Below are 23899 nucleotides of genomic sequence, written 5' to 3' on the forward strand. Positions count from 1 at the left end.
TCACGTCAGCGCGTGGGGGTCGAAGAGGCGGCGGTACTCGTCGCCGGCGTAGCGGTCGGTCATGCCCGCCAGATGGTCGGTGACCGCGCGCATGAGGCCGACCTCCTCGGCGTGCTCGCGCACCGAGGGCGGCAGCATGGTGGGCAGGTCCAGGTAGGCGCAGAAGATGGCCTCCAAGATGCGCTCGGCCTTTTTGGTCATGCGGATCAGCCGGTAGTGGAAGTAGAAGTTCTCGTAAAGGAAGCGCTTGAGCTCGCGCAACCTCTCGGCCATCTCCGGGGAGTAGGCGACGAGCTTGGTCGGCGCATCACGCACGTCCGCAAGCGAGGCTACGCTACTCTCCTCGAGTGCGCGGTGGGTGTGCTCGACCACATCGGTGATGATGAGGCCCAGGAGCTCGCGGATGAGCAGGTAGCGGCTCTCGTTGCTGAAGCCCTGCGGCCTGAGGCCGAGCTCGCGCATCAACCCGGCGATGACGGGCACCTCGGCGATGTGATCGGGTTTTAAGTGGCCCGACCTGAGGCCGTCGTCCAGGTCGTGGGCGTTGTAGGCCGACTCGTCGGCCAAGTTGACCACCTGGGCCTCGAGGGTGGGCTGCTTGTCGGGCTCCCAGCCCTCGCTGGGCAGGTCGTAGTCGGTCTCGTGCTTCATGATGCCCTCGAGCGTCTCCCAGCTCAGGTTGAGGCCGGGAAAGTCCCGGTAGCGCCGCTCGAGGCTGGTGACGATGCGCAAGGACTGCTTGTTGTGATCGAAGCCACCCACGTCCTTAGCGAGCGTGTCGAGCGCCTTTTCGCCGGCGTGGCCAAAGGGCGGGTGGCCTAAGTCGTGGGCGAGCGCGATGGTTTCGGCCAGGTCCTCGTTTAGGCCCAGGGCCCGCGCGATGCTCCTGGCGACCTGAACGACCTCTAAGGTATGGGTGAGGCGGGTGCGGTAGTAGTCGCCCTCGTAGTTGACGAAGACCTGGGTCTTGTACTCGAGGCGCCTAAAGGCCGAGGTGTGAATCACCCGGTCGCGATCCTTTTGAAAGGCGGTGCGAAAGCGCGACTCGCCTTCGGGGTGCAGGCGCCCCTTGGAGGTACTGGCGAGTGCCGCATAGGGCGCCAGCGAGCTCGCTTCGCTGCGCTCGAGCTTGTCGCGGGTAAAGAGCATCAGGCTGAGTTTAGCAAAAATCACCATGGGTTCGGGCATGCCGGTGCTCGAGCGTGCCGGCGGAGCGGTCCTAAGACTTTAGGATTAGGCTCTGGCGACTTTGGTCCCTTGCAGGGCCCAGCGAAGAATTGCTAAGCTAAGACATCTTTTGGACGGGGAAACCAAAAGAGCCTACGCACACCCGCCGACCGCCACACCAGGCACGGCGGGTGGCGGCTATGCTGCGGTTCAAGGCATAGGTTCAAGGCATAGGAAGGTATCGGCGGTCCAGGTATCGGCGGTCCAGGTGTCGGCGATTCGGTGAGCTCGCGGCGCAGCGCCGAATCGACTCGCGGATCATTCACGGATCATTCACCGACCTCGGCGGCCAATCGCGGGGAGCGCAGGGGAGGCAGTGCCGCCTCGATGTCGCGCCTGCTCGGCTCGAGCCAAGGGGGCAGGACCAGCCCTTCCCCCAGCCGCGCCGGGTCCTCGTCGACCGCGAAGCCGGGGCCGTCGGTAGCGAGCTCGAAGAGCACCCCGCCGGGCTCCATGAAGTAGACCGACTTGAACCAGAAGCGGTCGATGATGTCACTGGGCCGGCGGCCCGCCGCCGCGACGCGCTCTCGCAGGGCCTCCTGCGCCTCCTCGTCCGGGACGCGCCAGGCCAGGTGGTGAACGCTGCCCGTGCCCCACTGGCCGCGCCCCTCTTGCGGGCGCTCCTGCACGTCGAAAAAGCTGCCGGAGCCGCCGCCCGCGCTGAAGCGCCGCCAGGATCCGCTGTCGCCAACGGCCGTGAAGCCCATCACCTCGGTCAGAAAGCGCGCGGTGAGGCTGAGGTCGCGCTCTAGCGCGCGCAAGGCGTGAATGCCGCGAAGCTGCTCTGCCGCCGGGACCGGGCTCTCTTCCCAGGGGCTGAAGGGACGGTCCTCGCCGATCTCGACCAGGGCGAGCGCTAGGCCGTGGGGGTCGCGAAAGGGCAAGGCCTGCTCGCCAAAGCGCGCCTGCGGACGGCCCAGCTTGACCCCGTACCGCTCCAACCGCTCCGCCCAGTAGCCGAGGCTGCCCGCGGGAGCCGCCAGCGCCACTTCGCTCGTCAGGCCGACGCCGGGGCGGCGCGGCGCCAGCCGCGTCCACGGAAAGAAGGTGAGGTCGGTGCCGGGGCGCCCCTCGGCGTCGGCGTAAAAGAGGTGATAGCTGCCGGGGTCGTCCTGGTTGACGCTGCGCTTGACCAGGCGCATGCCGAGGGCGCCCGCGTAGAAGTCGAGGTTCTCCTGCGGGTCGCCGGCGATGGCGGTGACGTGGTGAATGCCGTTCGTGCGCATGCTGGATCCTTTCGAAAGCTTCATTCCCTTCTTTGATATATTAAATATAGCGCTATGTTCTGTCAAGCTTGGTTCGGGTCTTTGCTGAGCTTCCACGTGTCGAGCCCGTCGGCTTGGCGCCGGGAGAGGACGGGGTTTCTGGTGAGTGACTTGTGGAAGTGCTGCGTAGGCGCGGCTCACCCAGCCCTCGGCGCTTTTGGGTAGACTGCCAAGGAAGGATGAGGTTTTGACGGTCGAGAGGGTGACGGTGGAGAGGGTGACGGTGAAGGGAGTGAGGCGCAAGTCGGTGGCGGTCAACGTCGGTGGGGTGTGGATCGGCGGCGGCCATCCCATCGTGGTGCAGTCGATGACCAACACCGACACCGCCGACGCCGCGGCGACGGCCGTGCAGGTGGCGCAACTGGCTGAGGCGGGCAGCGAGATCGTCCGCATCACCGTCAACAACAAGGAGGCCGCTCGAGCGGTGCCCGAGATCCGTCGGCGCCTGCATGACATGGGCGCCCCGGTGCCGCTCGTTGGCGACTTTCACTACAACGGCCACATCCTCCTGCGCGAGTTTCCCGCTGCGGCCCAGGCGCTCGACAAATACCGCATCAACCCCGGCAACGTGGGCGCCGGCCGGCACCACGACGTCAACTACAAGACGATGATCGAGGTGGCGCTCGAGCACGACAAAGCCGTGCGCATCGGCGTCAACTGGGGTTCCTTGGACCAGGCGCTGTTGACGCGGCTGATGGACGAGAACGCCAGCAGGGCCCGTCCCCAGGAGGCGGGCGAGGTGACCCTCGAGGCCATGCTCGAGTCCGGCCTGCACTCGGCGATGATGGCCGAGTCCTACGGCCTGGGCCGCGACAAGATCATAATTTCCGCCAAGGTCTCGGCCGTCCGCGACCTCTGGGAGGTCTACCGCCGCCTGGCCGCGCGCTGCGACTACGCCCTGCACCTGGGCCTCACCGAGGCGGGCATGGGCGTCCGGGGGGTGGTGGCCAGCACGGCGGGCCTCAGCGTCTTGCTGGCCGAAGGCATCGGCGACACCATCCGCGTGTCGCTTACCCCCGAGCCGGGCGCGCCGCGCGAGCGCGAGGTCGAGGCGGCGCAAGAGATTCTCCAGGCTTTGGACCTGCGCGCTTTCGCACCGCAGGTCACCGCCTGTCCCGGCTGCGGGCGCACCACCAGCACCCTCTTCCAGGAGATGGCCCGCGACATCCAAAGCTACCTGAAGAGGCAGATGCCCGAGTGGAAGGAGCGCTACCCCGGCGTCGAGACGCTCAAGGTGGCGGTGATGGGCTGCGTGGTGAACGGCCCCGGCGAGTCCAAGCACGCCAACATCGGCATCTCCTTGCCGGGCGCGGGCGAGGACCCGCGCGCGCCCGTCTACCGCGACGGCGCCTTGGTGACCACGCTGCGCGGCCCCGGCCTGGTCGACGACTTCAACAGGATGCTCGAGGACTACGTGCGGGAGACCTACGGCCAGCAAGTGCCCTCTAGGGGATAAGATTGCTGAGCACTTCACCGTCTCGGGGCGGGCGCCGGGGTAGAGTCTGGCATCTTGTAGGGGCCTGCTACCGAGCCGGTAGCAAGTCGGTGGCAAGAGGTCACGGCAAGCCGCCCCCAAAGCACCTGGGGCCGCGGACGGCGGAGGCGATAGGGTTAGAGGCGATGGGGTTAGAGGCGATGGGGTCAAGTGTGGACACAGCCAAGCTCGAGGAGGCTATCGCCTGCTGTGGCCGGCTGACCCGCGAGCACAGCAGTACCTTCTATCTGGGCTCGGGGCTCTTTCCGCGCGAGCAGCGCCGCGCCGTTCACGTCGTCTACGCGGTGTGCCGCAGCGGTGACGACGCCGTCGACGAGGCAGCTACGCCCGAGGAGGCGCAGCGCCGGCTCGAAGCCTGGTGGCAGGGCGTGCAGCGAGCCTATCTGGGCGCGCCCGACGGGGGCAGCGCCACCGAGCTCGGTCTTACCTGGATTTTGGAGCGTCACCAGGTGCCCTTCGCGGCTTTTGCCGAACTGCACCTGGGCCTCTGCAGCGACGTCCATCCCAGGCAGGTCCAGGACTTAGACGAGCTCATGCTCTACTGCCGCCGGGTGGCCGGGGTGGTGGGCTGGCTGGTCGCGCCGATTGCCGGCTACAGCGGCGGCGAACGCACGCTCGAGCAGGCGCTGGCGCTCGGCCAGGCGATGCAGCTCACCAACATCTTGCGCGATGTGGGCGAGGACTTGGCGGCGGGCAGATGCTACTTGCCCGCCGAGCTGATGGCGCGCTTTGGGGTCGCCGTCGAGGACTTGGAGGCCGGCCGGGTGAGCGAAGGCTATGTCGCGCTCTTAGAAGAACTCGCCGCCCTGGCCCACGCGCTCTACCGCGAGGGCTGGCAGGGCATCCCCAAGCTGTCCTGCCCGGCGCGAACCGCCGTCGGGGTGGCCGCGCTCAACTACGAGGCCATCGTCGCCAAGCTGCGCCAAAACGGCTACGACAACCTGACCCGGCGGGCGCACCTGAGGCCGCTCGAGCGGCTGGCGCTCATCCCCAGGGCGGTCTACGCCTGCGGCCGCGGCGTCGCCTGATGACCCAACGCAAGCCTGCCAAAGCCGGCGTGCACGACTACGACCTGATCGTGGTCGGCGCGGGCCACAACGCGCTCATCACCGCCGCCTACGCCGCGCAGGCCAACCTGCGGGTGGCCGTCTTCGAGCGGCGCGCGCGCATAGGCGGGGCGGTGGTCACCGAGGAGCTCGTTCCGGGTTACCGCTTCGACCTGGGCGGCAGCGCGCACATCCTGATCAGGCTCACGCCCATCGTTCAAGAACTCGGCTTAGAAGGCTACGGCCTCGACTACATCGACATCGACCCGCTCTTTTTCGCGCCCTATGAGGACGGCGACGCGCTCTTCATCTACCGCGACGAGGGGGAGACGATCGACGCGCTCGAGGCCAAGTTCCCCGGCGAGGGCGAGGCTTACGGGCGCTTTCTGGACGACTGGCGGCCCTTCGCGAGGGTCGTCAAGGACCTCTTCTTGAGCGTGCCGAGCCCCTTAAACCTGGGCCGCAAGATGGTCTTCGGCAAGGCCGCCAAGGACTGGAAGCGCGCCCTGCCGATGATCATGCGCCCCTACTTTGATGTGGTGGACAGCTACTTCCGCGAGGAGAAGGTCAAGGCGCCGCTGGTGTGGATGGCGGCGCAGTCGGGCCCGCCGCCCACGGAGGCCGTCACCGCGCCCTTTCTCCTCTGGCACCCGCTCTACCACGAGGGCGGCATGGCCCGGCCCCGCGGCGGCTCGGGCGAGCTCACCCAGGCCTTGGGGCGGCATATAGAGGCGCACGGCGGCGAGGTCTTCGTGAACGCGCCCGCCGAGCGAATCGTCGTCCAGGGCGGCCGCGCCGTCGGCGTGGTGGTGGCCGGCGAGCTCTACACCGCGCGCGCGGTGGTCGCGGGCACGCACGCGCTTACCACCTTTACCAAACTGCTGCCCCCGGAGCAGCGCCCGCCCGGCGCCGAGGGGATGCGGGTGGGGAACGGCTTCGGCGCCGTCTTGCGCCTCGCCCTCGACGCGCCGGTTCGCTACCGCGCCCACCCCGGCGACGAGGCCAGAAGAGGGCTCGGGCTCTTGTGCCGCGACCGCGAGCAGATCCTGGCGGCCTACGGCGACTATCTCCGCGGTGAGCCCGCAGGAGACCCGCCCCTCGTCGCCATGAGCTTCAGCGCGGTGGATCCGTCGCTGGCGCCGCCCGGCGGCGAGGTCTTGTGGCTCTGGGCGCAGTACTTTCCCTACAAGCTGAAGCGCGGCACCTGGGACGAGATCGGTGACGCGGTGGCCGAGCGCATCCTCGACCTCTACGAGCGCTACGCCCCCGGCACCAGGGACAAGGTGGTGGGCAGCCTCTTTCAGCACCCGCTGTGGCTCGAGCGCGAGCTCGGGCTCCATAAGGGCAACGTCATGCACCTCGAGATGAGCCTCGACCAGATGTTCGCGCTGCGCCCCTTTCTGGGCATGGCCGAGTACCGCACGCACTTAAAGGGCCTCTACCTGACGGGCGCCAGCACCCACCCCGGCGGTGGCATCATGGGCGCCTCGGGTCGGAACGCCGCCAGGGTCGTGCTCAAAGACCTGGAGCGGCGCCGGTGACGGGTTCAGGAAGGAGTCAGGAGTCGTGAGCTTCTGGTCGGACTTCCGACCCCTGTCTCCTGAGCGCTCCTCATGACCTACCTTCAGTTCCATCTCGCCCTCATCCTGCCGCCCATTGTAGTGCTCGCGCTGCTGACCTGGCGCGACCTGCGGCGCGGCCAAGCGCTTCCCGGCAGCCTCGGCGGCAGCTCGCGGGCCGCCTGGCTGGCGCTCCTGGCCCACCTGGTGCTGGCCTTCGTCTACACCACGCCCTGGGACAACTACCTGGTGGCGAGCGGCGTCTGGGGCTACGGCGCGGGCCGGGTCCTGGGGACGGTCGGCTACGTGCCCGTCGAGGAGTACGCCTTTTTTCTGCTCCAACCCGTCCTGACCGGGCTCTTTCTCTTCTTCCTGGCGCGGCGCGTGAGCCCGTCCGAGCGCGCGCCAAGGCCGCGCTTGCGCCTCGCTGGGGCGCTCTTCTTCCTGGGGCTCAGCGCGGCCGGGCTGCTCGCCCTTGGCTATGAGGCGGGACGCTACTTCGGCCTCATCGCCGCCTGGGCCTGTCCGCTCCTGGCCCTGCAGTGGGGCTTTGGCGGCGACCTGCTGGTGGGGCGGGGGAGAGTGCTGGCGCCGGGTCTGGCCCTGCCGACCCTCTACCTGTGGCTGGCCGACTGGGTAGCCATCCGCAGCGGCATCTGGTGGATCAGCCCCGAGCAGACCTCGGGTCTTCACCTGGCCGGGCTGCCCATCGAAGAGGCGCTCTTCTTCTTAGTCACCAACCTGCTCGTCGGCTTCGGCCTCACGCTCGTCCTGCACCCGCGCGCTTGGCCGCGCGCCCTGGCGCTGGGGAGCGCGCTGGGCGCCTGGTGGCGCTTTGCGCTCGTCCTCTGGGCCCTCAGCATGGTGCCCGCGCCGCTCGCGCCCGAGGCCTTTCCCCTCATCGCCCATATCAGCACCGGGCTGCTGGCGTTCGGCGTGCTCGGTTACGCCCTGGAGCGCTACGGCGCCAGGGCCTGGGCGCTCTTCGCCGTGGCCGTGAGCTTCGGCTGGGCGGTGGAGTGGCTGGGCAGCCGGACGGGCTTTCCCTTCGGCTCCTACCTCTACAGCGAGGCCCATCCCAACCTCGCCGGCGTGCCCGTCATCGTCCCGCTCGGCTGGTGGGCCTTTGCGCTGGTGGCCTTGGCCGTCGCGCCGAGCCGCCATAAGCTCCTCTGGGCGCCCTTGGCCTTGGTGGCCTGGGACCTCGGCTTGGACCCGCTGATGGTGCAGCAGGGCTTTTGGACCTGGACGCCGCCGGGCCCTTACTACGGCGTGCCCTTCAGCAACTTTCTCGGCTGGTACGCGGCCGGGCTGGTACTGCTGGTCTTGCTCGCGCGGCTCGAGCCCCGCCTTGTGGGTGAGCGCGGTCTCGAGCTGCGCCTCGTCTTCGTCGTCCAGGCCTTTCTCATGAGCGTCGGGCTCCTGGTCTTCGGCCTGCCCCTTGCCGCCCTCGTCACCCTCCTGGCGATGGGCGCGCTGAGCCTTCGGGCCTGGCCCGAGGCGGGAAGGCCGGGGGTACAGGCACGAAGAGGGGCGCAAAGAGAGTCACAGCGAGAGTCACAGCGAGAGTCACAGCGAGAGTCACAGGGAGGGGGCCGGTGAGAGGGGTGGGCAAGGGCTCGAGGCGGCGCGGGGGCCAGGCCGTGGGGGCGCTCATCGCCGCCTCGCTGCCGCTGCTGGTCCGGCGCTCCCTCGGGCGCGGTCTGAGCGGGGTGTGGTCGAAGGGCGCGCCCCTGCCCCAGGGCGCCTTTGTGCTGGCGGCCAACCACCACGCCTGGTGGGACGGCTACCTCGCCTGGCTGCTCTTGAGCTGCGAGGGCCGAAGGGTGGCGCTGGTGATGGACGACGTACAGCTGGGGCGCTTCAGCTTTTTCAGGCACCGCGGCGCGATCGGCCGGAGCGAGCCGCGCGAGGCGCTGCGGCGGCTTACGCAGGGCGACGTGCTGGTCATCTATCCCGAGGGAGCGCTGCGGCCGCCGGGGCCGCCCGGCCCTCTCCATGAGGGCGCCGCCTTTTTCGCCCGGCAAGCGGCCTTGCCGCTCGTGCCCATGGGCGCGCGGGTGGTGGTGCGCGGCGCCGAAAAGCCCGAGGCCTACTTGAACGTGGGCGCGGCCCTTGCGCCGGGGGACTCGAGGGCCGCCCTGACGGCGGCGCTGGCGGCGGCGCTGGGAAGCCTGTTGGAGGAGATCGACGGCCTGGTGGCCCGGCACGACCCGGAAACGCCGCTGCCGGGCTTCGCCTCGCTGTTGACGGGCACGCGCAGCAGCCACCAGCGCAGCGCCTGGCTGGAGCGGCTGTGGCGATCTTGAACATGGCGCTCTTGAACATGGCGCTCCTAGACCTGCTCTTTCTCGTCGCGGCGCTCTATCTCGGCCTGCAGTTCGCTGTCCTCGTGAGCAACCTCGCCTTCTTCCCGGTCCTGCGGCCGGGGCGAGTGGCGCGCTTGCCGCGCGTGTCCGTCCTGGTGCCCGCCCGCGACGAGGCGCACAACCTGCCCGAAACCCTGCCCCGCCTGCTGGCCCAGGGCGCTTTGGAGGTCCTCGTCCTCGACGACGGCTCGAGCGACCGCACGCCTAGCGTCTTGGAGGAGCACGCGGCGCGCTACCCCGCCCTGCGGGTCTTGAAGGGTCAGCCCCTGCCGCGCGGCTGGAGCGGCAAGAACTGGGCCTGCCAGCAGCTCGCCGAGGCGGCAAGAGGCGACCTGCTCGTCTTCACCGACGCCGACGTGCGCTGGGGGGCGGGAACCTTGCCGGCGCTGCTGGCCTTTCGCCAGCGGGCGCGCGCCGACTACCTGAGCGTCTGGCCCCGGCAGCTCACCCACAGCCTGATGGAGCGCCTCACCGTGCCGCTCATCGACATGGTGCTGCTGGGCGGACTCCCTTACCTGGGGGTCAGGTACGCGCCGGTGGCCTCGCTGTCGGCGGGCAACGGTCAGCTCATGCTGTGGACGCGCGCCGCCTACTGGGGCGTGGGCGGTCACCGGGCGGTGCGCGCTTCGGTGCTCGAGGACGTTAAGATGGGTCAGCTCGCCAAGGCGACGGGTTGCCGGGTAGCCCTGGCGGTCGGGGGGAGAATGATCGGCACGCGCATGTACAGGGGCCACGACGAGGTGGTGGCGGGCTTCTCCAAGAGCCTCCTGGCCGTGCATCTGGGCAGCCCCTGGGCGCTCGGCCTCAGCCTGTTGCTCAACACCCTGGCCTACAGCCTGCCCTACCTCTTTGCCCTCTGGAGTCCGCAGTGGCTGCTCCTCGCCGCCTTGGGGCTTGTGCAGCGCGCGCTCACCTGCCTAAAGACGCGCCGCAACCCGCTCGAGGCCTTTTTGCAGCCCCTCATGGCCTACCCGCTCTGGCTGATCGGGGTGAGGGCCCTGTGGCGGCGCGGCGGCTACGAATGGAAGGGGCGAAGCTATGAGCTTCCGTAAGGGGGCCAAGCCGCCCCGCTCGGCGCTGGTCCTGGGCGGGGGCTTCGCCGGCCTCTCCGCGGCGGTTCACCTGGCGCTCGGCGGCGCCCAGGTCACGCTGCTCGAGAAGGCGCCCGAGCTGGGCGGCAAGGCCGGCGTCTACGCCCGCGACGGCTACCGCTTCGACACCGGCCCCAGCGTCCTCACCCTGCCGCGGGTCCTGAGCAGCGTCTTCGAGGCGGCGGGCGAGAGCCTGCCGGTGGCGCTGACGCCCCTAGCCCCCCTCTGCCGCTACCACTTCGCCTCGGGCCGGGTCTGGGAGGTCCACCAGAACGTCGCCAGGACCACCGCGCAGCTGAGCAGGGATGAGGCCAAGGCCTATACCGGGCTCCTCGACCTCTCGCGCCGGCTCTTTGAAGCCGCGGCGCCGACCTTCGTCTACGGCCCTTCGCCGGGGCCGGCGGCGCTCCTGCGCTACGGGCTCCGCTACGGCCTGCGCGCCTATCCCGGCCTCGGCCTCGAGCGCCTGCTGGCCCGCTACCGCGTCAGCCCCGAGCTCGAGCCCTTCTTCTTGCGCTTCGCCACCTACCTGGGCGCCGACCCCTTTCGCGCCCCGGCGGTCACCCACAACGTGATGTGGGCGGAGGTCGGCCTGGGCGCTTATTACCCCCACGGCGGCATCGGTCGGCTGGTCCAGGAGCTCGGCACGCTGGCGGCTCGGCTCGGTGTCGAGGTCGTCACCGGCGCGGAGGCCCTGAGCCTAGAGGTCCGTGACGGCCGCGTGATCGGCGCGCTGACGGCGTCGGGCACCTTTGGCGCCGACGCGGTGGTCGCGGCGCTCGACCTCGTTCACACCCACAAGCTCCTGGGGCTGCGCAGCTCCCTCGAGGCGCGCGAGCCGTCGCTGTCGGGCTTCGTCCTCCTGCTCGGGCTCGAGGGCAGGAGCCGCGATTTGAGGCACCATAACATCTTCTTTCCCCGCGACTACGAGAGCGAGTTCAGGGCGATTCGCGCGGGCCGGCCCGCCGACGACCCGACCCTCTACCTGTCGGTCTCCGCCAAGTCCGACCCCGACCAGGCGCCGGAGGGCCACGAGAACCTGTTCGTGATGGTCAACGCGCCCGCCCTGCCCGAGGGCGGCTTCGACTGGGAGCACGAGGCCTCCTTTTACGCCGAACTTCTGATCGAAAGGCTCGAGCGCCGCGGCCTCAAGGTGACGCCCCGCATCCGGCTCAGGCACTGGCTCACCCCCGCGGACTTCGCCAAGACGGGCTGGCGCGGCAGCCTCTACGGCCACGCCCCCCACGGCCTGCGCCTGGCCCTCAAGCCGGGGCAGAAGCTGCGCGGCCTCGACAACCTCGTCCTGGCGGGCGGCACCGTCCACCCCGGCGGCGGCATCCCGCTGGCCATCCTCTCGGGCAAGCGGGCGGCGGAAGCGCTGCTGGGCCGCCGGGGGCAGTAATCAAAGGCCAACCAAGGGCTAAAGAAGGGCGGTTGCTCACGCCGTGAGCGAGGCGGCGGGTAGCAACCCGATGACAGCTGTCACCTCCCCGCCCTGACACCCGCCACTAACCCCGTCGGCCCCTTTTTGTCACACTGGCTTTCAAGGAGGCGAGATGGTGCAGACGTACACTTTTCCCACCGCGCAGACGGCGCAAGCTAGCGCACCCCCTGCGGCTGAACTGCGGGCGGTCAGCAAACGCTACGGCGAGGTGACGGCGTTAGACAACGTATCGCTGGCGCTCCGTCCTGGCGAGGTGGTGGCGCTTTTAGGCCCTAACGGGGCGGGCAAAACCACGGCGGTCGGGTTGATGTTGGGGCTGCTCAGGCCGAGTGCGGGCGCGGCAAGGCTTTTTGGGGCCGACCCGCAGGCCGCAGAAAGCCGGATGCGAGTTGGGACGATGCTGCAGCTTTCCGGGGTACCGGAGACGCTTACGGTGCGCGAACACGTAGCGCTGTTCGCGTCTTACTATCCGCAGCCGCTGCCGCTGGGCGACGTGTTAGAGCGTACCGGGCTGATGGGGCTCGAGCGCAGGCTCTACGGCAAGCTCTCGGGTGGGCAGAAGGGGCGGCTGCACCTGGCGCTGGCGCTCGTGGGCGACCCCGACCTCTTGTTTTTGGACGAGCCCACCACGGGGTTAGATGTGGGCTCGAGGCGCTCGCTCTGGGAAGGGATGCGGGGCTTTATCGCGGGCGGCAAGACGGTGCTTTTGACAACCCACTACTTAGAAGAGGCCGACGCGCTCGCCGACCGCGTGGTGCTCCTAAACCACGGGCGCATCATCGCCGAGGGTAGTCCGAGCGATATCAAAGCGCGCACGGCGGGGCGGCGGGTGCGCTGCGCGACGCGCGTCCCCTTGGAGACCATCCGGGCGTGGTCGCAGGTCAGCAGCGTTACGCGCGACGGGGCGCAGACCGACATCTTGGTGAGCCAGGCGGAGCCGGTGGTGTTGGAGCTGCTTACGCGCGACCCCGAACTCTCCGGCCTCGAGGTCTCCGGGGCGGGGCTCGAGGAGGCGTTCTTAGCCCTCACCAAGGAGACGAGCAAATGACGCTGATAACTTCGCAAACGACCTCGGCCCCTCCTTGGCGGCGGCTGGTCGCTTACGGTGTGGACTCAGGGGTGATCTTTCTCTATCTCATGCTTGCGGTGCCCGCGCTGGTCTACGGCGCGGCTTGGCCGTGGCCGGGTGAGCCGTGGCGGACGCAGCTTTTGAGCCTGCTTGCGATCACCCTGCCCGTGGTCTTGTACTTTGCCCTGAGCGAAGCGTCCGGGCGCGGCGCGACGCTCGGCAAGCGGGTTTTGGGGCTGCGCGTGGTGGACTTACAAGGGGAGCGTTTACCGTGGGGGAAAAGCCTCCTGCGTAGTGCCCTTAAATTCACGCCCTGGGAACTCGCCCACACCGCAAGCTACCGTATCGCCGCTTCTGAAACGGTGACGGCGTGGCAGCTCGGGATGGTAACGCTGTCGCTGCTCTTGGTTGCGCTCTACGTCGTCAGCTTGTTCTCGCGCTTACAGCGCACCCCCTACGACCGCGCCGCGGGGTCGCGTGTTCAGTTTTACAGAGAAGCCTATTCCAACCTGAGACGCGCATGAGTACCGAAACGATGCCTACCGTCGCCGCTACCCCCAAATCCAAGCGTAACGTGGTGCGGGTCTACTGGCTCGAGGCCAAAACCGAGTTTCTCAAGCTCTGGCGGCTGCCCGCCTACTCGGTCTCGGTGCTGGCCTTTCCGCTGATGTTCTACACCATCTTCGGCCTCACCTTTAATCAGGGCTCCGGGCCGGTAAACAGCGCCACCTACCTGCTCGCCACCTACGGCGCGTTCGGCATCATCGGCGCGGCACTGTTCGGGTTTGGCGTCGGGGTCGCCGTCGAGCGGGGGCAGGGGTGGATGCGCCTCAAACGCGTGTCGCCGATGCCGCCGCTGGCCTACTTCGTCGCCAAAATCGTCATGGCGCTGCTTTTCAGCGCGTTGGTGGCGCTGTCGCTCTTCGCGCTCGGCTTCCTCTTCGGCGATGTTTCCCTCCCCTTGGGCACGTGGCTGGCACTCTTCGGTACGCTGCTCGCGGGCGCTTTCCCCTTCTGCGCGATGGGGCTGGCGTTCGGCTACCTCTTAGGCCCCAACTCCGCGCCTACCGCCATCAACATCCTCTACCTGCCGCTCGCTTTCGCCTCGGGGCTGTGGATACCGATTTTTGCGCTACCCGAGTTTGTGCAGGCTATCGCGCCCTTCCTGCCGCCGTACCATTACGCGCAGCTCGCCTTGGGGCGGCTCGGCGCCAGTCAAGGCGGCAGTCCCTGGGTTCACGTGCTGGTGCTGCTAGGCTTTACGGCAGTGTTCTTGATGATCGCCGTCTGGGCCTACAAGCGCGACGAGGGCAGGACCTACGGCTGAGCGGCCTAGCCACATGACCTTCCTCCCGAAAGGAGCAACTATGAAAACCCTTCTCCTTCTAATCCTTACCTTCAGCGCGCACCAGTTCGCGACTGCTCAAGAGATCATCCTCGAGCCACAGAGCGCGCTCGGCGATACCCCGGTGACGATCACCCTGAGCGGTTTCGAAGCGGGCAGCGAAGTCACCCTGCGCGCCCGCATGGCGGACGAAACGGACCTCCTCTGGGCCTCCTACGCCACCTTCGAGGTCGCCGAGGACGGTACGGTTGAGCCGGCGAGTCAGGCCCCCCTCGAGGGAACCTACGTAGAGGCCGACCCGATGGGCCTCTTCTGGTCGATGCAGCCCGAGGGCGAGCCGGAGGCCGGGTTTTTCTTAAGCAGCCTCGAGCCCTGGGTCGTCACCTTAGGGGCCGAGGTCAGCGGCGAGACGGTCGCGACCGCCGCGGCCGAACGCTTAGCCGTCGCCCCCGAGGTGACCCGCACCGAGGTTCGCGACGAGGGGCTCGTCGGCACCCTCTTCACCCCTCCCGGCGACGGCCCGCACCCGACGGTCATCGTCCTGGGCGGTTCCGAGGGCGGCCTCGACGAGGGCTGGGCGGCGTTGCTGGCCTCGCGCGGCTACGCGGTGCTGGCGCTCGCCTACTTCGGGGTGGACGAGCTTCCCGAAGAGCTCATCGAGGTGCCGCTCGAGACCTTCTATACCGCTCTCAACTGGCTCGCGGCGCAAGACGCGGTGGACGAGGGGCGTATCGTGCTGGTGGGCGCTTCAAAGGGCGGCGAGGCGGCGCTGCTGGTCGCCTCGCGCCGCCCGGAGGTGCGCGCGGTGGTCGCCTACGTACCCTCGAACGTCGTCTGGCAGGGAATCTCCTTCACCGACTTCACGCCGCGCTCGTCGTGGTCGCTAGCGGGTGAAGGGCTCCCCTTCGTGCCCTACGCGGCGATGCCCGAGACCTTGCCGGACGACCCGGAGACGATGGTCCTCGAGCCCCTCTACCGGGAGAGCTTGGAGCGCTACGAGGGCGACGAGGCCGTCATTCCCGTTGAAGACATCGGCGGCCCGGTGCTGCTGATTTCCGGCGGCGACGACGCGCTCTGGCCAAGCACGCTGATGGCCGAGCGCGCGCTCGAGCGGCTTGAGGGGCACGACCGTCCGCTGGAGCACCTCGAGTACGAGGAAGCCGGGCATCTCATCCTGAACCCCTACGTGCCGACCTGGGGCACGGAGGCGATCCTGGGGCTGGCGATGGGCGGCACGGCCCAAGCGAACGCGGAGGCCGCCGCCGATTCGTGGCCCAGAGTGCTCGACTTTCTCGAGGAGAACCTGCTGGAGGAGAACCTGCGGTGAAACCCGCGTCCAAGCTGGGCAACTCCCAACCGGACACCCGCACCGTCTTGCATCACGCAGAGGCGCGGAGGGCGCCCTGAGTCCCGAAGCGGAAGGCGCGACGCCTGAAGGAGGGCGCGCCTTCCCTTATGCTCTTGGTATGAACATGACCAGGTTAGGCAAAGGGATCCGGCTGCTGCCGGAGGGCTCGAGCTGGGACAGCTTTTTCCCTCTCGTCTACCTCATTAACCTCGTCTTTCAGCCGCTCTTCGACCCGGGGAGAAGTGCCTTCGATTGGCTGCTGGTGGGCCTGCTCATCGCGGTTTTTCTGCCGCTCTACTTTCGGAGCTACTGGCTTGATGGCCGTGACCAGTTCCGGGCGGCTTTGGTCATGGCCACGCTCGGCTTCGTCGCGTCGTTTTTCAACACCGGCGCGGCGATTTTTTACGTCTACGCCGCGTACTTGGTAGGGTGGGCCGCTCCGCCGCGCCTGGCTAAGCGCGTTCTCTTCGGCTTGTGTGCCGTCGTCATTTTGCAGGCCCTCTACGTCGGCTTCGTCCTCTACGCCTCGCCCTACGCGCTGATTCCCTTCGGCTTCGGGCTCGTCTTTACGGTCGTCATCGGCGTTCAGGGCAGGGTCGAGGCGGAGCGGGAGCGTGCCAACGCCAAGCTGCGCGTGGCGCACGAGGAGGTCGAGCGGCTGGCGAAGATCGCCGAGCGTGAACGGATCGCCCGCGACCTGCACGACCTCTTGGGCCACAGCCTCTCGGTGATCATCTTGAAGTCCGAACTCGCCGCTAAGCTCGCCGGGCGCGACCCCCAAAAAGCGGCGGCGGAGATTGGGGATGTCGAGCGCATCTCCCGTGAGGCGCTCTTTGAGGTCCGGGCTGCCGTGAGGGGCTATCGCTCAGTGGGCCTCAAAGGTGAACTCGCCAACGCCAAGCTGGCTCTGGAGGCGGCGGGGGTGAGGCTCGAGTACGACGCCGAGAGGCTGGATTTGCGCCCTTCCCAAGAGAGCGTCCTCAGCCTGGTCCTGCGCGAAGCCGTGACCAATGTGCTGCGCCACGCCGGGGCAACGCGCTGCACCATCCGCCTCAAGGAGGACGGCGGTGACGTGCGGCTCGAGGTCCGTGACGACGGCCGCGGGATGTCCGGGCCGGAGGGCTCGGGCCTGGCGGGGATGCGCGAGCGCGTGAGCGCGCTAGGCGGAAAGCTCGAGCTCGACGGCTCACGGGGAACGCGCCTGCTCGTCCGCTTGCCGCCGGGGACCGGCGCGGCCTCCCATGTCCCGGCCCCCAAACTTCTCGAGGTCAAGGGATGATTCGCGTTCTCATCGCCGAGGATCAGGCGATGGTCTTAGGAGCCCTGGCGGCGCTTCTGGAGCTCGAGGGCGATATCGAGGTGGTGGCGCAGGCGTGTGACGGCGCGGAAGGCTTGGAGATGGTGCAGCAGCACCGCCCGGACGTGCTCTTAACCGACATCGAGATGCCCGGGCTGACCGGGCTCGAGCTCGCCCTCGAGGCGAAGCGGCAACAGCCCGAGCTCAAGGTCGTCATCCTGACCACCTTCGCCCGGGCCGGCTACTTGCGGCGGGCCCTGGAAGCGGGCGCCTCGGGCTATTTGCTCAAGGACGCGCCCGCGCGTGAACTCGCCGAGGCGATCCGCCGCGTCCACGCGGGCGGCCGCGCCGTAGACCCGGAGTTGGCCGCCGAGGCCTGGAGCGAGGCCGATCCCCTGACCGACCGCGAGCGCCGCTGTCTGCGGCTGGCAGGTCAAGGCTACAGCAGCGCCGACATCGCCCGGGAGCTGGGCCTCAGCGACGGCACCGTGCGCAACTACCTCTCCGAGGCCATCTCCAAGCTGGGCGCGAAGGGCCGCGTCGAGGCGGCACGGCTGGCGCGGGCGAAGGGCTGGCTCTAAGGGGTCTGGCCGCCCGTCTTTTGCTGCTCGAGCTTCCTAGAGATGCACGAGGTCTTCGGTCGTCGGTGGGCGAGCCTCTAGCGCGTTCTCATCTTCCATTCCCAGGCTTCTTTTTCTTCAAAACTCCTGAACTTGTAAACCCCTTGGGAAAGAAGGGTTTGTCACCGCGCAGGTCGATGACCAGGCGGAAGAGGTTGTCGGCGGCAACAAGGCCGCCGCGCGAGGGAACGCGCTTGCCGACGACCTTCATTTTTCGCTCCGTGGTCACTTCTCACCACCTGACACTTCTGAACAGCGTAGCACAGTCAAAGGGACGAAGTGCCGGCGCGTCGAACTGCGCTTGGAATGCGTCTGAGGGTTCCGTCACGGCTCGATCTCGCGCCTGTCGCCTCTTTGCGCGGCTGCTAGCTTCGCCAATCTTACTCTGTCCTGCACTCTTGTTTTGGGGGACCTGCTACCTTGGGTTTGTGGCGGATCTCCCCCTCTTTCCTCTGCCCGAGACGGTGGTCTTTCCGGGCATGACCCTGCCGCTCTTCATCTTCGAGGAGCGGTACAAGGCGATGGTCAAAGATTGCCTGGAGACGCAAAACCAGCGCCTGGTCATCGTCCTGGCGCGGCCGAGCGCGCGCCTCAACGACGGTATCGTAGCGACCTACGAGGTCGGCGCCTACGTCGATCTCATGTCGGTCGCCGAAAATGCCGACGGCACCTTCAACATCTTGGTGCACGGGCAGGGGCGTTGCCGGGTGAAGGGTATCGACGCCGTCAGCCACCCCTACTACAGCGTCGAGGAGGCGGCCTATCCGCTCGAGCGCGGCGACCCGAATGGGGAGCAGGTAGCCGCCTGGGACGCGCTCGATGTCTTTCGCGACTACGCCAAGCAGACCTTTGCCTTCGACGCCATGAGCCAGATTGGAAAGGCCATGCCCAGCGACGCCGTCCACCAGGCCTCCTTTATCTGCGCCAACCTGCGCGTGCCGGCCGCCAGCCGCCAGGTGCTGCTCGAGGCGCCCAGCCTGATCGCGCGTTTTGGCCTCGCTCAGAAGCTCATGCAGGAGCAGCTCACGCGGCACGCCGCGGAGCTCACGGTGCCGGGCCGAGCCGAGCGCGACAATTGACTCGGGGACCAGCCGATGACTGGGGGACCGGTGACTGGAGACCGGCCCGCCCACGTCTTGGCCGGTTGCTCGAGTAGACTGAGCCATGCCGACTGAGCCAATGCCTTTAGCGCCTCCAGCCGAGGACCTGCCTGAAGACCTGCTTGAAGACCTGTCGCGCTTTCGCTTCAGTTGGGCCGCGCTGCCCGCCGTGAGCGCGGAGCTGCCGGGCAGCGGCGGACGCATCCGCGCGGAGCCGGGGGACTTCCGGGTGAGCGAGGTGCCCCTTTATGAACCGAGCGGCGGCGGCTCGCACGCCTACGCCCTGGTCGAGAAGGAGGGGCTGACGACGCGGGACTTGGTGCTGGCCCTCAGGCAGGCCGGCGTTCCCGAAAAGAACGTCGGCGTGGCCGGTCTCAAGGACAAGTGGGCGGTGACCCGGCAGTGGCTGAGCGTGCCCAACGCCAGCGCGGCGGCCCTGGACGCGCTCGAGTCCTTGGCCGGCGTGACGGTCCTGGCGCGCTCGCGTCACAAGAACAAGCTGGGCATCGGCCACCTGCGCGGCAACCTCTTTACGGTGCGGGTGCGCGGCGCCGGGGCGGACGCCGCCGCGCGCGCCGAGGCCACGCTGGCGCGCCTCAACGAGGTGGGCCTGCCCAACTACTTCGGGCCGCAGCGCTTCGGCCGCTTCGGCACCAACGCCGTCGACGGCCTGCGCCTCCTGCGCGGCGAGCGGGTGACGGGCGACCACCGCCTGAAGCGCTTTTTCCTCTCCGCCCTGCAGTCGCAGGTCTTCAACCACCTCCTGGCCCTGCGCCTGGAGCGCGGGCTCTACCACCGCCTGGTGAGCGGTGACTGGGCCCGCAAGCACGACACCGGCGGGACCTTTTTGGTCGAAGACGCCGGCGCCGAGAGTCCCCGGGCCGAGCGCCTCGAGGTCAGCGCCACCCTCCCGCTCTACGGCAAGAAGGTGAAGGAGAGTCCCGGCGAGGCGGGTGAGGTGGAGCGGGCGGCGCTCGCGCACTTCGGCCTGCGCCCGGAGGATTTTCGCTCTCGGCACGGCGACCGGCGCCTCTCCCGGGTGAGGCTTGCGGAGCTGTCGCTCAGCCCGCACGAGGACGGCTACACCGTCCGTTTTTTCCTGCCCAAGGGTTCCTTCGCGACGAGCCTGCTGCGCGAGCTCATGAAGGTGGACATCGACGTCTTGGCCGACGTCGACAGCTAAGCCGGAGGAGGCGAACCCAAGCCGCCGAAGTGGCCACTTCTCATTAGAACCCAAATCATGAGAACACAAAGTCAAATGAAGGCGAGCTTACAGCTTTGCGAGCCGGGCTTCGCTAGGCTCGATATTATGAAATTACCGATGATGCACCTTTACAGATCGCTGTTCGTCCTGTTTTTCGCCTTCGTTTGGGCCGGAGCGCAGGAAGTCACGCTGCTCGAGCCCGGCGCCGAGCCGCGCCAGGAGTTGCGCTACCGGCCCGAGGTGGGTATGACCAGCACCACCGTGCTCACCCAGCGCATCACCACCAGCGCCGAGATGGACGGCGAGGAGACGCCGTCCTTTGACCTGCCGCCCATCCGTATGACCATGACGGCGTCCGTCGATGAGGTCAGCGAGGCCGGCGACATCCACTACAGCTTCGCCTATAGCGAGGTCGAACTCCTCGTGGAGGAAGCGGCGGGAGGCGTGGACAGCGCGGTCCTGCAAGAGCTTCAAGAGGGAATCGGCATGCTTCAGGGTGCCGGTGGGCGCATGGTCATAAACGAGCGCGGCGTCGTCTTGAGCGCTGAGCTCGATACGCCGGAGGCTGAGCCGGAGTTCGCGGCGCTGTTCGAAGACCTCGAGGGGACCTTCGAACAGTTCGCCACGCCTTTTCCCGAGGAAGCCGTGGGCGTCGGTGCGCGCTGGGAAAGCAGCAGCACCGTGACGCAGGGCGGGCTGAGCATCGAGCAGACGAGCCTCTTCGAGTTGACCGAGTTAGACGGTGACCTCGTCGGCCTCGAGGTCACCATGACGCAAGCGTCCGGCGAGGGTATGCTCGAGATGGCCCCGAACCAGGACATCGAAATCATCTCGCTGAGCGGCAGCGGCAGCGGCCGTTACCTTCTCGATCTCACCGGCCTGTTTGGTCAGGGCAACCTGCGGCTCACGACCGAGTCCGAGATGGTGCTCACCGAGATGAACGACGAGCAGCGCGTCACCAGCGTGACCACGGTGGACATGACCTGGGAAGAGGAAGAAGACGAATAGACGACGCCTCCCAGCCATCCAAAACTCCGCCTCTTTGAAGGCGGAGTTTTGGATGGGACGGCTGCTCGACCCGCTCGAATAGACAGAACGACTCGTGTCAGGCGGGCTGACCCTGCCGCTTCGGTTGCCGCTTGGCCAAGTAGAGCCAGGTCTCCAAGACCGTGTCGGGGTTTAGCGAGATCGAGTCGATGCCCTCGTCCATCAGCCACAGCGCGAAGTCGGGGTGGTCCGAGGGCCCCTGGCCACAGATACCGATGTACTTGCCCGCCTCCTTGCAGGCGCCAATCGCTCGGTGCATGAGCGCCTTGACCGCCGGGTCGCGCTCGTTGAAGAGTCCTGCCACCAGGCCGGAGTCGCGGTCTAAGGCCAGGGTAAACTGGGTGAGGTCGTTGGAGCCGATGGAGAAGCCGTCGAAGTGCTCCAAAAAGCTTTCGGCCAAGATGGCGTTTGAGGGCACCTCGCACATCATGATCAGCTTGAGGCCGTTCTCGCCGCGCCTCAGGCCGTGCCCGGCCAGGATCTTCACGACCTCCGCGGCCTCGCCTACGGTGCGCACGAAGGGGATCATGATCTCGACGTTTTCGAGCCCCATCTCCTCCCGGACGCGCTTCATCGCCCGGCACTCGAGCGCGAAGGCCTCCGCAAACGCTGCCGAGCGGTAGCGCGAGGCGCCGCGAAAGCCGATCATGGGGTTTTCCTCCTTGGGTTCGTAGCGGTCGCCGCCCAGGAGGTGGGCGTACTCGTTCGATTTGAAGTCGCTTAGGCGCACGATGACCGGCTTGGGAGCAAAGGCGGCGGCGATGGTGGCGACCCCTTCGGCGAGCTTCTCGACGAAGAAGTCGGCCGGGTTCTTGTAGCCGGCGGTCCGCGCCTCGACCAGGACCTTTAGCTCGCTGGGCAGCTCGGGGTAGTCGATGAGCGCCCGCGGGTGGACACCGACGACGTTGTTGATGATGAACTCGACCCTGGCCAGGCCGACCCCGGCGTTGGGCAGGGCGGCAAAGGCAAAGGCGCGCTCGGGGCTGGCCACGTTCATCATGATCTTGACGCCCAGCTCGGGCATGGCGCTCAGTTCGACCCTGTCCACCTCGAAGTCGAGAAGGCCCTTATAGACGTTGCCGGTGTCGCCCTCGGCGCAGGAGACGGTGATCTCGCTGCCGTCCTCGATAAGGTGGCTGGCCTCGCCGGTGCCGACGACCGCCGGGATGCCCAGCTCGCGGGCAATGATGGCGGCGTGGCAGGTGCGCCCGCCGCGGTCGGTGACGATGGCGCTGGCGCGCTTCATCACCGGCTCCCAGTCGGGGTCGGTCATGTCGGTGACGAGCACGTCGCCCGCCTCGACCTTGTCCATCTCGCGGGCGTCACGGATCACCCGCGCCCGGCCCGCGCCGATGCGCTGGCCGACGCTGCGGCCGGTGATGAGCAGCTCGCCCCGGCCCTTCAGCGAAAAGCGCTCGAGCACCCTACCCGTCCGGCTCCGCACCGTCTCGGGCCGCGCCTGGAGGATGTAGAGCCTGCCGTCCTGGCCGTCCTTGGCCCACTCGATGTCCATCGGCCGGCCGTAGTGGTCCTCGATAATGAGCGCCTGGCGGGCCAGGGCGAGGACCTCCTCGTCGGTGAGCGAAAAGCGCCCGCGCGCCTCCGCGTCGACGTCCACGGTCCTGACTGCTTCGGCTCCTTCGCCGTAGACCATCTTGAGCGCCTTTGAGCCCAGGGTGCGGTTCAAAATCGCTGGCCGGTCCGCCCGCAAACCCGGCTTGTAGACGTAGAACTCGTCGGGGTTGACCGCGCCCTGGACCAAGAGCTCGCCCAGGCCGTAGCTCGAGGTGATGAAGACCGCCTCCCGAAAGCCCGACTCGGTGTCCAGGGTAAAGACCACGCCGCTGGCGCCCAGGTCGCTCCTGACCATGCGCTGCACGCCCGCCGACAAGGCCACCTCGCCGTGGTCGAAGCCGTGATGGACGCGGTAGGCGATGGCGCGGTCGTTGTAGAGCGAGGCGTAGACCTTGCGCACCGCCGCCAAGACCTCTAAGACGCCGCGCACGTTGAGGTAGGTCTCCTGCTGCCCGGCGAAGCTCGCCTCGGGCAGGTCCTCGGCGGTCGCCGACGAGCGCACCGCCACCGCCAGCTCGCCCTCCGTTTCGCCCTCGAGCCCGGCAAAGGCCTCGCGGACCTCGGCCTCGAGCCGCTGTGGCAGCGGTGCCTCCAGGATGCGCGCGCGAATCGCCCGGCCCGCCTCGGCGAGCGCGATAACGTCGTCGCTATCGAGCGCCCGTAAACGCCCGGCGATCTCGTCCTCGAGGCCGCTCTCCGCGAGAAAATCCCGGTAGGCCGCCGCGGTGGTGGCGAAGCCGCCGGGCACCCTCACCCCGGCCCCCACGAGCTTGCCGATCATCTCGCCTAGTGAGGCGTTCTTGCCGCCGACCTCGTCCAAGTCGGTCATGCCGAGCGTGCTGAAAGGACGGATGTAACTTGCCATGGTATCTCCTTTGGCGCGTGTTGGTTGTACCTGCGAGTATACCGGTCCGGGCACGGTTGTCATGTGACCCGCTTCCAGGCGTGATACAACGGGTTGAACAAAGCCGGCCGGGTCCGGACGACCATCATGAGAGGCGGTTATGGAAGCCAAGCGCAGCGTTTTTTTCGTTTCCGACCACACCGGCATCACCGCCGAGGTCCTAGGCCACAGCCTGATGGCCCGCTTTGAGGGCCTGGACCTTCACTACGTCACCCGGCCCTTTACCGACTCGCTCGCCAAGGTGCGGGCGGTCGCCCTGGAGATCGACCAGGCCGCGGCGGAGGGCCTCCGGCCGGTGGTCTTCGGCACCCTCACCGACCCCGCGGTGGCCGCCGCGCTGAAGGGGACGAAGGGGCTCCTGCTCGACCTCTTCGCTCCCTATCTGGACGCCTTGGAGGCAGAACTGGGCCTGGCTCCCTCGGAGCGGGTCGGGCGCTATCACCGCATCGTGGACCTGGCCAGCTACCAGCTGCGCATGGACGCGGTGGACTTTGCCCTCACCACCGACGACGGCTTGGGCACCCAGCACTACGGGCGCGCCGACATCATCTTGGTGGGCGTGTCGCGGGCGGGCAAGACGCCGACCTGCCTCTACCTGGGCCTCCAGTACGGCATCCGCGCCGCCAACTATCCCCTGGCCGAGGACGACTTCGACAAGATGAGCCTGCCCCGGACGCTGCGCGACTACCGGGGCAAGGTCTTCGGGCTCAGCATCGACCCCCTCAGGCTGCACCAGATCCGGCGCGAGCGCAAGCCGAACAGCCAGTATGCCGAGCTGTCGCGCTGCGACTTCGAGGTCAGGCGTGCCGAAGAACTGTTTCGCTCCCTGGGGGTTACCTTTTTGAACACCACCACCACCTCCATCGAGGAGATCTCCGCGACCATCATGCAGGC

Annotated in this window: 21 protein-coding genes; 17 read left to right on the plus strand and 4 right to left on the minus strand. The window is 67.9% G+C overall.

Annotated elements, in window-relative coordinates:
- Together M3498_06250 and M3498_06255 are read right to left on the minus strand one after the other, a co-directional pair.
- On the minus strand, nt 1–1149 hold the full coding sequence (locus M3498_06250) for a deoxyguanosinetriphosphate triphosphohydrolase (GenBank protein MDQ3458885.1): 1149 nt from the start codon (nt 1147–1149) through the stop codon (nt 1–3).
- Between the two features lie 347 nt (nt 1150–1496).
- Entirely contained in the window at nt 1497–2453 is a 957-nt protein-coding gene (locus M3498_06255; protein ID MDQ3458886.1) for a ring-cleaving dioxygenase, read from the minus strand.
- Between the two features lie 226 nt (nt 2454–2679).
- Here M3498_06255 and ispG point away from each other — a divergent pair, with 226 nt between their 5' ends.
- The 13 genes from ispG (at nt 2680) to M3498_06320 (ending at nt 17136) form a co-directional block, all read left to right on the plus strand.
- Nucleotides 2680–3948 (plus strand): flavodoxin-dependent (E)-4-hydroxy-3-methylbut-2-enyl-diphosphate synthase, encoded by a 1269-nt coding sequence (ispG, locus tag M3498_06260; protein ID MDQ3458887.1) that lies wholly within the window; start codon nt 2680–2682, stop codon nt 3946–3948.
- Nucleotides 3949–4139: 191 nt separating this feature from the next.
- On the plus strand, nt 4140–5015 hold the full coding sequence (locus M3498_06265; protein MDQ3458888.1) for a phytoene/squalene synthase family protein: 876 nt from the start codon (nt 4140–4142) through the stop codon (nt 5013–5015).
- Nucleotides 5015–6574, plus strand: a complete 1560-nt coding sequence (locus M3498_06270) for an NAD(P)/FAD-dependent oxidoreductase (protein ID MDQ3458889.1) — start codon at nt 5015–5017, stop codon at nt 6572–6574. The genes M3498_06265 and M3498_06270 overlap by 1 nt, the downstream gene beginning before the upstream one ends.
- 72 nt (nt 6575–6646) lie before the next feature.
- Nucleotides 6647–8194, plus strand: coding sequence for a carotenoid biosynthesis protein (locus M3498_06275; GenBank protein ID MDQ3458890.1), 1548 nt, complete (start codon nt 6647–6649; stop codon nt 8192–8194).
- Nucleotides 8191–8901 carry a 1-acyl-sn-glycerol-3-phosphate acyltransferase gene (locus tag M3498_06280; protein MDQ3458891.1) on the plus strand — a complete coding sequence of 237 codons (711 nt, stop codon included), beginning with the start codon at nt 8191–8193 and terminating at the stop codon, nt 8899–8901. The genes M3498_06275 and M3498_06280 overlap by 4 nt, the downstream gene beginning before the upstream one ends.
- Nucleotides 8889–10013, plus strand: coding sequence for a glycosyltransferase (locus M3498_06285; GenBank protein MDQ3458892.1), 1125 nt, complete (start codon nt 8889–8891; stop codon nt 10011–10013). Before M3498_06280 ends, M3498_06285 begins: the two co-directional genes overlap by 13 nt.
- Nucleotides 10000–11454, plus strand: a complete 1455-nt coding sequence (gene crtI, locus M3498_06290; GenBank protein ID MDQ3458893.1) for a phytoene desaturase family protein — start codon at nt 10000–10002, stop codon at nt 11452–11454. The genes M3498_06285 and crtI overlap by 14 nt, the downstream gene beginning before the upstream one ends.
- Before the next feature lie 154 nt (nt 11455–11608).
- The gene (locus tag M3498_06295; GenBank protein MDQ3458894.1) at nt 11609–12544 is read left to right on the plus strand and encodes an ABC transporter ATP-binding protein; all 936 of its coding nucleotides are present in this window, start codon (nt 11609–11611) and stop codon (nt 12542–12544) included.
- Nucleotides 12545–12615: 71 nt separating this feature from the next.
- Entirely contained in the window at nt 12616–13089 is a 474-nt protein-coding gene (locus M3498_06300; GenBank protein ID MDQ3458895.1) for an RDD family protein, read from the plus strand.
- The gene (locus tag M3498_06305; GenBank protein MDQ3458896.1) at nt 13086–13892 is read left to right on the plus strand and encodes an ABC transporter permease; all 807 of its coding nucleotides are present in this window, start codon (nt 13086–13088) and stop codon (nt 13890–13892) included. The genes M3498_06300 and M3498_06305 overlap by 4 nt, the downstream gene beginning before the upstream one ends.
- Nucleotides 13893–13932: 40 nt before the next feature.
- Nucleotides 13933–15237, plus strand: coding sequence for an acyl-CoA thioesterase/BAAT N-terminal domain-containing protein (locus M3498_06310; protein MDQ3458897.1), 1305 nt, complete (start codon nt 13933–13935; stop codon nt 15235–15237).
- A gap of 139 nt (nt 15238–15376) precedes the next feature.
- Nucleotides 15377–16537 carry a sensor histidine kinase gene (locus tag M3498_06315; protein MDQ3458898.1) on the plus strand — a complete coding sequence of 387 codons (1161 nt, stop codon included), beginning with the start codon at nt 15377–15379 and terminating at the stop codon, nt 16535–16537.
- On the plus strand, nt 16534–17136 hold the full coding sequence (locus M3498_06320) for a response regulator transcription factor (GenBank protein MDQ3458899.1): 603 nt from the start codon (nt 16534–16536) through the stop codon (nt 17134–17136). Before M3498_06315 ends, M3498_06320 begins: the two co-directional genes overlap by 4 nt.
- Nucleotides 17137–17224: 88 nt before the next feature.
- Here the strand turns inward: M3498_06320 and M3498_06325 are convergent, their stop codons facing one another.
- Nucleotides 17225–17386 (minus strand): hypothetical protein, encoded by a 162-nt coding sequence (locus tag M3498_06325; protein MDQ3458900.1) that lies wholly within the window; start codon nt 17384–17386, stop codon nt 17225–17227.
- 217 nt (nt 17387–17603) lie between these two features.
- Between M3498_06325 and M3498_06330 the strand changes: the two genes are divergently transcribed.
- The 3 genes from M3498_06330 to M3498_06340 all read left to right on the plus strand — a co-directional run bounded on the left by M3498_06330 (nt 17604) and on the right by M3498_06340 (nt 20487).
- Nucleotides 17604–18254, plus strand: a complete 651-nt coding sequence (locus tag M3498_06330) for an LON peptidase substrate-binding domain-containing protein (protein ID MDQ3458901.1) — start codon at nt 17604–17606, stop codon at nt 18252–18254.
- 85 nt (nt 18255–18339) lie between these two features.
- Complete coding sequence (locus M3498_06335) at nt 18340–19458, plus strand: tRNA pseudouridine(13) synthase TruD (protein ID MDQ3458902.1); 1119 nt, start codon at nt 18340–18342, stop codon at nt 19456–19458.
- A gap of 126 nt (nt 19459–19584) precedes the next feature.
- A complete protein-coding gene (locus M3498_06340) occupies nt 19585–20487 on the plus strand; it encodes a DUF6263 family protein (GenBank protein ID MDQ3458903.1) in 903 nt (300 codons plus the stop codon).
- A 97-nt stretch (nt 20488–20584) separates the two neighbouring features.
- On the opposite strand, the gene ppsA is transcribed toward M3498_06340, so the two are convergent.
- A complete protein-coding gene (gene ppsA / locus M3498_06345) occupies nt 20585–22966 on the minus strand; it encodes a phosphoenolpyruvate synthase (protein ID MDQ3458904.1) in 2382 nt (793 codons plus the stop codon).
- Nucleotides 22967–23105: 139 nt separating this feature from the next.
- Between ppsA and M3498_06350 the strand changes: the two genes are divergently transcribed.
- Nucleotides 23106–23899: kinase/pyrophosphorylase (locus M3498_06350; GenBank protein MDQ3458905.1), on the plus strand; the 794-nt coding region annotated here is incomplete at its 3' end.

The organism is Deinococcota bacterium (assembly GCA_030858465.1).
Lineage (GTDB): Bacteria > Deinococcota > Deinococci > Deinococcales > Trueperaceae > JALZLY01.

Excerpts from the sequence above, each read along its gene's own strand:
- M3498_06320 (MDQ3458899.1), top strand. The coding sequence starts at position 16,534 with ATGATTCGCGTTCTCATCGCCGAGGATCAGGCGATGGTCTTAGGAGCC.
- M3498_06275 (MDQ3458890.1), top strand. The coding sequence starts at position 6,647 with ATGACCTACCTTCAGTTCCATCTCGCCCTCATCCTGCCGCCCATTGTA.
- M3498_06305 (MDQ3458896.1), top strand. The coding sequence starts at position 13,086 with ATGAGTACCGAAACGATGCCTACCGTCGCCGCTACCCCCAAATCCAAG.
- M3498_06250 (MDQ3458885.1), bottom strand. The coding sequence starts at position 1,149 with ATGCTCTTTACCCGCGACAAGCTCGAGCGCAGCGAAGCGAGCTCGCTG.
- M3498_06270 (MDQ3458889.1), top strand. The coding sequence starts at position 5,015 with ATGACCCAACGCAAGCCTGCCAAAGCCGGCGTGCACGACTACGACCTG.
- M3498_06325 (MDQ3458900.1), bottom strand. The coding sequence starts at position 17,386 with ATGAAGGTCGTCGGCAAGCGCGTTCCCTCGCGCGGCGGCCTTGTTGCC.
- M3498_06315 (MDQ3458898.1), top strand. The coding sequence starts at position 15,377 with ATGAACATGACCAGGTTAGGCAAAGGGATCCGGCTGCTGCCGGAGGGC.
- M3498_06295 (MDQ3458894.1), top strand. The coding sequence starts at position 11,609 with ATGGTGCAGACGTACACTTTTCCCACCGCGCAGACGGCGCAAGCTAGC.
- M3498_06310 (MDQ3458897.1), top strand. The coding sequence starts at position 13,933 with ATGAAAACCCTTCTCCTTCTAATCCTTACCTTCAGCGCGCACCAGTTC.
- ppsA (MDQ3458904.1), bottom strand. The coding sequence starts at position 22,966 with ATGGCAAGTTACATCCGTCCTTTCAGCACGCTCGGCATGACCGACTTG.
- M3498_06255 (MDQ3458886.1), bottom strand. The coding sequence starts at position 2,453 with ATGCGCACGAACGGCATTCACCACGTCACCGCCATCGCCGGCGACCCG.
- M3498_06340 (MDQ3458903.1), top strand. The coding sequence starts at position 19,585 with ATGAAATTACCGATGATGCACCTTTACAGATCGCTGTTCGTCCTGTTT.
- M3498_06335 (MDQ3458902.1), top strand. The coding sequence starts at position 18,340 with ATGCCGACTGAGCCAATGCCTTTAGCGCCTCCAGCCGAGGACCTGCCT.
- crtI (MDQ3458893.1), top strand. The coding sequence starts at position 10,000 with ATGAGCTTCCGTAAGGGGGCCAAGCCGCCCCGCTCGGCGCTGGTCCTG.